Genomic DNA, 8429 nt, shown 5'->3' with positions numbered 1-8429 from the left:
GAAGTTCGGGTTCTCCAGCAGCTTGAACTTGTCGATCGTGATGACCCACGCGGCGAGCAGACCGGCCGCGCCGGTGATCACCAGCAACAGGGCGAGCGCACGGCTGCCGCCGACCGTCCGGGGACCGGCTGCACGTTCCTGGTCGATGGAGATGACTGTCGTCGTCTTGCTCATCACGCCGTTTCCGTAGTCTCGAAGGGCCTGCGGGCAACCGACATTGTGCCGCACCCACATGTGTGTCCACCGTTCGGTGGACATAAGGAGGTACGCACGGTCGTCCCGGAGCGTTCGCTTCGGCGGCAGGCTCGTCGGCATGACAACACACGCGAACCAACTCGCGGTGGACGTACGGGGGCTGCGCAAGCAGTACGGGGACGTGACCGCCGTCGACGGCATCGATCTCGGCATCCGCCGCGGCGAGGTGTTCGGCCTGCTCGGACCCAATGGCGCGGGCAAGAGCACCACGGTGGAGATCCTCCAGGGCAACCGCGGGCGGGACGCGGGCGAAGTGTCCGTGCTCGGCGCGGACCCGGCGACGGGCACACGCGCGTGGCGCTCGCGGGTCGGTATCGTCTGGCAGGACGAATCGGCGCCCGCGGAGTTGACGGTCGACGAGACCGTACGGCACTTCGCCCGCTACTACCCGCGGCCCCGCGACCCCGAAGAGGTCATCGGGCTCGTCGGTCTGGAGGCGAAGGCGGGCAGCCGTATCAAGGCGCTCTCGGGCGGCCAGCGCAGGCGGCTGGACGTGGCGCTCGGGGTGATCGGCGGCCCCGAACTGCTGCTCCTGGACGAACCGACGACAGGCTTCGACCCGGCTGCCCGCCGCCAGTTCTGGGACCTGATCCGGAAACTGGCCGACGAGGGCACGACCATCCTGCTCACCACGCACTACCTGGAGGAGGCGGAAGCGCTGGCGCACCGGCTCGCAGTCGTCGCGCGGGGCCGCGTCGTCGCGGAAGGCGAACCCGCCGCGCTCCGCGAACGCTTCGGCACCGAGGCGACCGTCGAGTGGACGGAGGCCGACGGCACCCCGCGCAGCGAGCGCACGGACACCCCCACCCGCACGGTCGCGGAGCTCACCCGCCGCTTCGACGGCGAGATACCCGGGCTGAGCGTGACCCGCCCGACCCTGGAGGACGTCTATCTCCGACTGACCGGACAGGAGAACGCGCGATGACCCTGACGACCGTACGTGTACGCGGTGAGGCCTCCTCCGTGCGGCTGCCCGGAGCCTGGAGCCTCGGCCTGCGGCGGGGCGCCCTGGAGATCAAGCAGTTCTTCCGTCAGCGCGACCAGGTGGTGTTCACCTTCGCCTTCCCCGTCGTCTTCCTCTTCCTCTTCGCGTCGATCTTCAAGGACGATGTGCGGGGCGCGGGCATCACCGCCTCCCAGCTCTACGTCCCCGCGATGATGGCCGCGGGCATCATGTCCACCAGCTTCCAGTCCCTCGGCATCTCCATCGCGATCGAGCGGGACGAGAAGGTGCTGCGGCGGCTGCGCGGCACTCCGATGCCACCGGCCGCGTACTTCCTGGGCAAGATCTGGCTGGTCCTGGTCACCGGCCTCCTGGAGACGGCGATCCTGCTCGTCGTCGGCACGACGCTGTACGACGTGAAGCTGCCCTCGGATCCCGCCAAGTGGGCCGACTTCGCCTGGATCTTCGTCCTGGGCCTGACGGCCTGCGCTCTGCTCGGCATCGCGATCAGCTCGGTCCCGAAGTCCGGCAAGAGCGCCACGTCCGTCGTCGTGCTCCCCTTCCTCGTGCTGCAGTTCATCTCCGGGGTCTACATCGCCATCGACACGATTCCCGACTGGATGCTGAACATCGGCGCCCTGTTCCCGCTGAAGTGGATGTGCCAGGGGCTGCGCGGGGTGTTCCTGCCCGAGTCGGCGAAGGTCCTGGAGCAGGCGGGCGGCTGGGAGTTCGGGCGGATCGCCCTGGTGCTGGGGGCCTGGTGCGTCGGAGGATTGCTGTTGTGTCTGCTGACCTTCCGCTGGAAGAACCGTCGCGACGGATGACCGAACGGATCGCCGGACCCGGCGGCGCGAAGAGCGCGGACGCCTGGGACCGCTCCTTCCGGCTCTGGGACTCGTACTTCGCGATCGTGTGCGTGGCCACCCTGGTGTTCGTCCTCGGCACGGGGCATCCGGGGTGGCGCCTGCGCCTCGTCTCGGCAGCGCTGCTGGTGGCGCTGATTCCCTGGTACGTGGTGGTGGGGCGGCCCGTCCTCGGCGGCGACCCGCCCGACGAACGCCGGGCCCTCGGTTATCTCGCGGGGGCGATCGTGCTGTTCCTGCCGTCGGGGATCCTCGTCGGCGAGACCCGGCTGATGGCCTTCGCGCTCGTCCCCCAGTGCTTCATGGCGCTGCGGCTGCGCTGGGCGCTGGTGGCCGTGACGGTCATCAACATCGTGCCGGTGGTGGGTTGGGCGCTGCTGTGGTGGCCGAGCGGCCAGGACGTCTTCTTCAACTCGCTCTTCGGCGTGGTCACCCTCGTCTTCGCGGTGGCCTTCGGCAACTGGACCATCCGCATCATCGAGCAGAGCCAGGAACGGGCCGAGCTGATCGCCGAACTGGACGCCAGTCGCCACGAGCTCTCCCGGCTCTCGTCGGCGCACGGCGCGCTGGCCGAGCGGGAACGGCTCTCCCGGGAGATCCACGACACGCTCGCACAGGGCTTCACGAGCCTGCTGATGCTGGTGCAGGCGGTCGAGGCCGAACTCGACCACGACATCCCGCAGGCCCGCCGCCACCTGTCCCTGATGGCGGAGACGGCCCGGCAGAACCTCGCCGAGGCGCGGGCCCTGGTCGCCGGGGGCGCGCCCGCCGACCTCGAAGGGGCCTCGCTGCCCGACGCGCTGCGCCGGCTGGCCGCGCGCCACGAAGCGACGGTGGACGTCACCGGCCCCGTGCGCGCGCTGCCCGCCGGGCCCGAGGTCGTGGTCCTGCGTTCCTGCCAGGAGGCACTCGCCAACGCCCGCAAACACGCGGGGAGTTCTTCGACGATCGCGGTCGTCCTGACATACGCCCACGATTCGCTGACACTCTCCGTACAGGACGACGGCCCCGGCTTCGACCCCGCCGCGCCCGCCGGCGGCTACGGTCTGACCGGGTTGCGCGCCCGGGCCGCGGAAGTGGGCGGCAGGGCCCGTGTGCGCAGCGCGCCCGGCGAGGGCACGACCGTCACCGTCTGTCTGCCCGTTCTGCCCGTTCCAAGGAGTGACTCGTGATCCGCATCGTCCTGGCGGACGACCATCCCGTCGTACGGGAAGGGCTGCGCGCGATGCTCAGTGCCGAGCCCGACCTCGATGTGATCGCCGACGCGTCGAGCGGCCCGCAGGCGGAGGCGCTGGCGGCCGAGCTCCGGCCGGACATCGTCCTGATGGACCTGCGGATGCCGGGGGGCGGGGGTGTCGACTCGATCGTGCGGATGACCGAGGCGGGGTTGAGCTGCCGGGTCATCGTGCTGACGACGTACGAGACGGACCGGGACATTCTGCGGGCGGTCGAGGCCGGAGCCGCGGGCTATCTCCTGAAGGACCTCCCTCGCGCCGAACTCGCCGACGCCGTCCGCTCCGCCGCGCGCGGCGAGACCGTGCTGGCCCCGTCCGTCGCCGCCCGGCTCGTCGACCAGCTCCGTACGAAGCCGGAGCGGCCGAGGTTGTCCGAGCGTGAGACGGCGGTGCTGCGGCTGGTGGCAGAGGGCTGCACGAACGCCGAGATAGGGCGCCGGCTGTTCATCGGCGAGTCCACCGTGAAGACCCACCTGCTGCGGGCCTTCACCAAACTGGGGGTGGACGACCGAACCGCGGCGGTGACGAGCGCGATGCGGTTCGGCCTACTGGACTGACCTTCTCCCGCCCCTGGGGGATGCGCGTAGCGCTCCTGAGGGGCGCGGGGAACTGCGCGACCAGCCCCCACCCACCCGCAGCCGAAGAACCCACCCGGGGGTTCGGGGGCGGAGCCCCCATGGACGGGATGGGACGGGTAGGGGCGGCGGGGGCGAGAAAGCCGGTCCTCAGCCCAGTCGCGTCTCGAGCTCCGCCACGATCTCGTTCACCCCGACCGCCGCCTGCTCACCGGACTCCATGTCCTTGAGCTGCACCACACCCTCGGCGAGATCCCGCTCACCGGCGACGATCGTGTACCGCGCTCCCGACCGGTTCGCGTTCTTCATCGCCCCCTTGAGCCCCTTGGACCCGTAGGAGAAGTCGGCGGCGATACCGAGCTTCCGCAGCTCGGCCACCTTGGCGAAGAGCACCCGACGGGCCTCCTCACCGAGCGGAACGGCGAACACGCTCGTGGCCGGGGGGAGTTCGAGCGAGATCCCCTCCGCCTCCAGGGCGAGCACCGTGCGGTCGACACCGAGCGCCCAGCCCACCGAAGGCAGCGCGGGCCCGCCGAGCATCTCGGACAGGCCGTCGTAGCGCCCGCCGCCGCCCACCGCGGACTGGGAGCCCAGACCGTCGTGGACGAACTCGAAGGTGGTCCGCGTGTAGTAGTCCAGGCCGCGCACCAGCTTGGGGTCGTCCTCGAAGGCAACCCCCGCCTCCGTGATCAGCTCGCGCACCTCCTCGTGGTACGTCTTGCACGCGTCGCAGAGGTAGTCACGGAGCAACGGCGCGCCCACCAGCTGCTTCTGCACGTCGTCGCGCTTGTCGTCGAGGACCCGGAGCGGGTTGATCTCGGCGCGGCGCAGCGTGTCCTCGTCCAGGTCCAGGCCGCGCAGGAAGTCCTGGAGGGCGGCCCGGTACACGGGACGGCACTCCTGGTCGCCCAGCGAGTTCAGCAGGATGCGGAAGTCACGCAGCCCCAGCGACCGGTAGGCCTGGTCCGCCAGGATGATCAACTCGGCGTCGAGCGCCGGATCCTCCGCACCGATCGCCTCGGCGCCGACCTGCGAGAAGTGGCGGTAACGGCCCTTCTGGGGACGCTCGTAGCGGTAGTAGGAGCCCGAGTACCAGAGCTTGACGGGGAGGTTGCCGGCCTTGTGCAGGTTGGCCTCCAGCGCGGCGCGCAGCACGGACGCCGTGCCCTCGGGGCGCAGGGCGAGCCGGTCGCCGCCCTTGGTCTCGAAGGCGTACATCTCCTTGGTCACGATGTCGGTGGACTCACCGACACCGCGCGCGAAGAGCTCGACGTTCTCGAAGCCGGGCGTCTCGATGTAGCCGTAGCCGGAGTTGCGCAGCGGCGCGGCGATCGCCTCGCGCACGGCGAGGTACTTGGCGCTCTCCGGAGGGATCAGGTCGTAGGTGCCCTTGGGGGCCTTGAAGGTGCTCACGAAAGTCTCTCGTCACATTCCTCGTCGGGGAGCGGGCTCGGCGCCGCGCGCTTGGCGGTCCGCCGCCACCTGCCGCAGATACGGGTTGGTGGCGCGCTCCTGGCCGATGGTCGTCTGGGGGCCGTGGCCGGACAGCACCACGGTCGAGTCGTCGAGCGGCAGGCACACACGGGCCAGCGAGCCGAGCATCTCGTCCATGTCACCGCCGGGCAGGTCGGTGCGTCCGATGGAGCCGGCGAAGAGCAGATCGCCCGAGAAGAAGACCGACGGAATGTCTGATCCGTCGCGGGCTTCGGGCATCTGGAAGGTCACCGACCCCTTCGTATGGCCGGGCGCGTGCGCGACGGACAGCTCCAGACCGGCCAGCTCCAGCCGCGTGCCGTCGGTCAGCGTCCGCACCTCGTCCGGCTCCCCCACGGTCAGCTCGCCCATCAGCGGCATGCCGATGGACCGGCCGAGCGCCCGCTCCGGGTCGCTCATCATGTACCGGTCGTCGGGGTGGATCCAGGCCGGTACGTCATGGGCGCCGCAGACGGGCACCACCGAGGCCACGTGGTCGATGTGGCCGTGGGTGAGGACGACGGCGACGGGCTTGAGCCGATGCTTCTTGAGTGCGTCCTCGACTCCCTGGGCGGCCTGGTGGCCCGGGTCGATGATCACGCACTCCTCACCGGCGGCGGGGGCGACCAGGTAACAGTTGGTGCCCCAGGCCCCGGCGGGGAACCCGGCAATGAGCACGATCGTCCTTCGTGGTGGCGTACGCGTGATGCCGTACGGGGTGGGTGGCTGTGGATCAGAGCCTACCGGCGCTGCCGATTCCTCAGCTAACCCATATACGGTACGGGGCACACGCAGGCGGTCGGCTCACAAGACGCACGCGTCCCACTTGACGTACGAGACGCATGAGGAGATATCCCGGTGGTCACCCAGGAACAGCGGCGGCGTCAGCTCGCCCGGGAGAAGTTCTTGCGGCAGCAGCAGCGGCGTACGGCCGCGCGGCGCAAGTCACACACGCGCAATACGGTGGTCGCGTCGGTCGTCGGCGTCCTCGTCGTCGGCGGTGTGGTGTCGTACGCGACCGGGCTCTTCAAGAACGACGACAAGAAGGCCAACGCGGGCGCGGAGGTCACGCCGAGCGCCTCCCCGACCAGCAAGGCGCCGGACCCGTGCGCCAAGCCCGCCGAAGGCGCGGTGAAGTCGCTGAGCTGGAAGACGGAGCCGGCGATGAGCATCGACAAGTCGGCGGACTACGCGATGAAGCTGGCGACGACCTGCGGCGACATAGACGTCGCGCTGAAGACGGCCGCGGCCCCGCACACGGTGAACTCGTTCGACTTCCTCGCGGGCAAGGGGTTCTTCGACCACACCAAGTGCCACCGGCTCACCACGAACGGCATCTACGTGCTGCAGTGCGGTGACCCGAAGGGCACCGGCAGCGGCGGTCCCGGGTACACGATCCCGGACGAGAACCTGAAGGACACCAGCCTCAAGGGCGGCATCTACCCGGCGGGCACGATCGCGATGGCCAACACCGGCCAGAAGCACACAGGTGGCAGCCAGTTCTTCCTCGTGTACCAGGACAGTCAGCTACCGGCCAGCTACACACCGTTCGGAACTATTTCCAAGTCCGGCCTCACGGTCCTGAAGAAGATCGCCGCGGCCGGAGAGAGCACAGGCCAGGGCGACGGGGCGCCCAACGCGACGGTCGTGATCAACAAGCTGACCGTGGCGAAATCCTGACCGTCAACTGCGAAATTTCGGTCGCGCTGGATGCGGACAGCCGCCGGGCTGGTCGCCTATGTTGGCCGTGACGAAACTGTGGACGATGCCCAGGGGCGCTGAAGCCCCTCGCAGGCATCATGTGGAGGAGGCGCTGTGAGCAGCGACCCGTGGGGCCGCGTCGACGAGACGGGGACCGTGTACGTGCGTACGGCCGACGGCGAGCAGGTCGTCGGTTCCTGGCAGGCCGGCTCCCCTGATGAGGCGCTGGCCTACTTCGAGCGCAAGTACGAAGGCCTGGTTGTCGAGATCGGCCTCCTCGAGCGACGAGTGAAAACCACCGACCTGTCGGCGAAGGACGCCCAGATCGCGATCGACCATATTCGCGAACAGGTGGACGCCCATCACGCGGTCGGCGACCTGGAGGCGCTGAAGAAGCGGCTGGACAAGCTCGTCGAGACGGTCGACGCGCGCCGTGAGGAGCGCAAGGTCCAGCGTGCGAAGCAGTCCGACGAGGCACGGCACTCCAAGGAGGCGCTGGTCGTCGAGGCGGAGGAGCTGGCGCAGAGCGACCAGTGGCGGGCGGCCGGTGAGCGGCTGCGCTCCCTGGTGGACACCTGGAAGGGGCTGCCGCGACTCGACCGCAAGTCGGACGACGAGCTGTGGCACCGCTTCTCGCACGCGCGCTCGGCGTTCTCCAAGCGCCGCAAGGCGCACTTCGCCTCGCTGGACGCGCAGCGCGAGGACGCCCGCAAGACCAAGGAGAAGCTGGTCGCGGAGGCCGAGTCGCTGTCCGCCTCCACGGACTGGGGGCCGACGGCGGCGCGTTACCGCGAGCTGATGGCGGACTGGAAGGCCGCGGGTCGCGCCCAGCGTGAGCACGAGGACGACCTGTGGAACCGCTTCCGCGGCGCCCAGGACGTGTTCTTCGCCGCGCGCAGCTCGGTATTCGCCGAGCGGGACGCCGAGCAGTCGGAGAACCTGAAGCTCAAGGAGGAGCTGGCCGAGGAGGCCGAGAAGCTCGTCCCGGTGCAGGACCTGAAGGCCGCCCGCGCGGCCTTCCGTTCCATCAACGAGCGCTGGGAGGCCATCGGCCACGTGCCGCGCGACGCCCGCCCGAAGGTCGAGGGCCGGATGCACGCGGTGGAGCGGGCTCTGCAGGAGTCCGAGGAGGCCGAGTGGCGCCGGACCAACCCGGAGGCACGGGCGCGTGCCGAGGGTCTGACCGGTCAGCTGCAGGCCGCCGTGGACAAGCTCCAGGGCCAGATCGAGACGGCGCGTGCCGCGGGCAACACTTCGAGGGCCGACAAGCTCCAGAAGGAGCTCGATGGCCGTCAGGCGCTGCTGGACCAGGCGTTGAAGGGTCTGCAGGAGTTCGGCGGCTGAGGCGGCCGAGGCGGCTGGGTTTTCCCGCCACTACGTAGAG

Annotated in this window: 8 protein-coding genes; 6 read left to right on the top strand and 2 right to left on the bottom strand. The window is 69.9% G+C overall.

What is annotated here, in order from left to right; translation table 11 throughout:
• The first annotated feature begins 313 nt into the window (after positions 1-313).
• From ACFVWD_RS49350 to ACFVWD_RS49335, 4 genes are read left to right on the top strand one after another with little or no spacing between them, the layout of a single operon-like run.
• Positions 314-1180 (top strand): ABC transporter ATP-binding protein, encoded by an 867-nt coding sequence (locus ACFVWD_RS49350; protein ID WP_384906184.1) that lies wholly within the window; start codon positions 314-316, stop codon positions 1178-1180.
• A complete protein-coding gene (locus ACFVWD_RS49345) occupies positions 1177-2022 on the top strand; it encodes an ABC transporter permease (RefSeq protein ID WP_389605019.1) in 846 nt (281 codons plus the stop codon). Before ACFVWD_RS49350 ends, ACFVWD_RS49345 begins: the two co-directional genes overlap by 4 nt.
• Positions 2019-3233, top strand: a complete 1215-nt coding sequence (locus ACFVWD_RS49340) for a sensor histidine kinase (RefSeq protein ID WP_389605017.1) — start codon at positions 2019-2021, stop codon at positions 3231-3233. The genes ACFVWD_RS49345 and ACFVWD_RS49340 overlap by 4 nt, the downstream gene beginning before the upstream one ends.
• Complete coding sequence (locus ACFVWD_RS49335) at positions 3230-3853, top strand: response regulator transcription factor (RefSeq protein ID WP_168490040.1); 624 nt, start codon at positions 3230-3232, stop codon at positions 3851-3853. The genes ACFVWD_RS49340 and ACFVWD_RS49335 overlap by 4 nt, the downstream gene beginning before the upstream one ends.
• Before the next feature lie 168 nt (positions 3854-4021).
• On the opposite strand, the gene hisS is transcribed toward ACFVWD_RS49335, so the two are convergent.
• The gene (gene hisS, locus ACFVWD_RS49330) at positions 4022-5284 is read right to left on the bottom strand and encodes a histidine--tRNA ligase (protein WP_389605015.1); all 1263 of its coding nucleotides are present in this window, start codon (positions 5282-5284) and stop codon (positions 4022-4024) included.
• Between the two features lie 12 nt (positions 5285-5296).
• A complete protein-coding gene (locus tag ACFVWD_RS49325; protein ID WP_168507300.1) occupies positions 5297-6022 on the bottom strand; it encodes an MBL fold metallo-hydrolase in 726 nt (241 codons plus the stop codon).
• A 180-nt stretch (positions 6023-6202) separates the two neighbouring features.
• Between ACFVWD_RS49325 and ACFVWD_RS49320 the strand changes: the two genes are divergently transcribed.
• Both ACFVWD_RS49320 and ACFVWD_RS49315 read left to right on the top strand, forming a co-directional pair.
• Complete coding sequence (locus ACFVWD_RS49320; protein ID WP_389605013.1) at positions 6203-7024, top strand: peptidylprolyl isomerase; 822 nt, start codon at positions 6203-6205, stop codon at positions 7022-7024.
• 135 nt (positions 7025-7159) lie between these two features.
• On the top strand, positions 7160-8389 hold the full coding sequence (locus ACFVWD_RS49315; RefSeq protein ID WP_101406241.1) for a DUF349 domain-containing protein: 1230 nt from the start codon (positions 7160-7162) through the stop codon (positions 8387-8389).
• Positions 8390-8429: the final 40 nt, after the last annotated feature.

It is taken from the genome of Streptomyces sp. NPDC058086 (genome assembly GCF_042885015.1).
In the GTDB taxonomy this organism is placed as follows: domain Bacteria; phylum Actinomycetota; class Actinomycetes; order Streptomycetales; family Streptomycetaceae; genus Streptomyces.
This window is presented reverse-complemented; position numbering and strand designations above follow the sequence as displayed.